Annotated in this window: 1 protein-coding gene; it reads right to left on the bottom strand. The window is 67.9% G+C overall.

Annotated elements, in window-relative coordinates; all coding sequences use genetic code 11:
* The coding region (locus AX730_RS08600) for a serine dehydratase beta chain (protein WP_332307615.1) at positions 1-489 on the bottom strand (489 nt) is incomplete at both ends.

Below are 489 nucleotides of genomic sequence, written 5' to 3'. Positions count from 1 at the left end.
TCCTCGCTGCGCCAGGCCTTCTCGTTCTCGAACATCAGCGCGGCGATGCTCAGCCCGCTGCGCTGGCACTGGGCCAGCAGCTCGTCGCCGCTCCTGAACGGATACAGCAGCGGCGTCTCGTCGGCCACGATGCGGTCCGAGGCCGCATCGTCCTGGTTGACCACGAAGCCGCCGCCGACGGAGTAGTAGTCGCGGGTGGCGATCACTTCGTCGCTGGCATCAAAGGCGGTGAAGCGCATCCCGTTGGTGTGGTAGGGCAGCTTCTGCCGCTTGTTCATCAGCAGGTCGCGCTTCTCGTCGAAGGCGAGCTCATGCGTGCCGCCCAGCAGGATGCGCTTGTCCCTGCGGATGCGCTCCAGTGCCGGCGGGATGAGGTCCGGGTCGATCTCGTTGGGGTAGTGGCCTTCCAGGCCCATCAGCACGGCCTTGTCGGTGCCGTGGCCGCGGCCGGTCAGGGCCAGCGAGCCGAACACCTCGGCGCGGATGCGC

Origin of the sequence: Pseudoxanthomonas mexicana (assembly GCF_001556105.1) — a bacterium.
GTDB lineage: Bacteria > Pseudomonadota > Gammaproteobacteria > Xanthomonadales > Xanthomonadaceae > Pseudoxanthomonas_A > Pseudoxanthomonas_A mexicana_A.
Note: the sequence above shows the minus strand (reverse complement) of the source record. Positions and strands in the feature narration are given on the sequence as shown.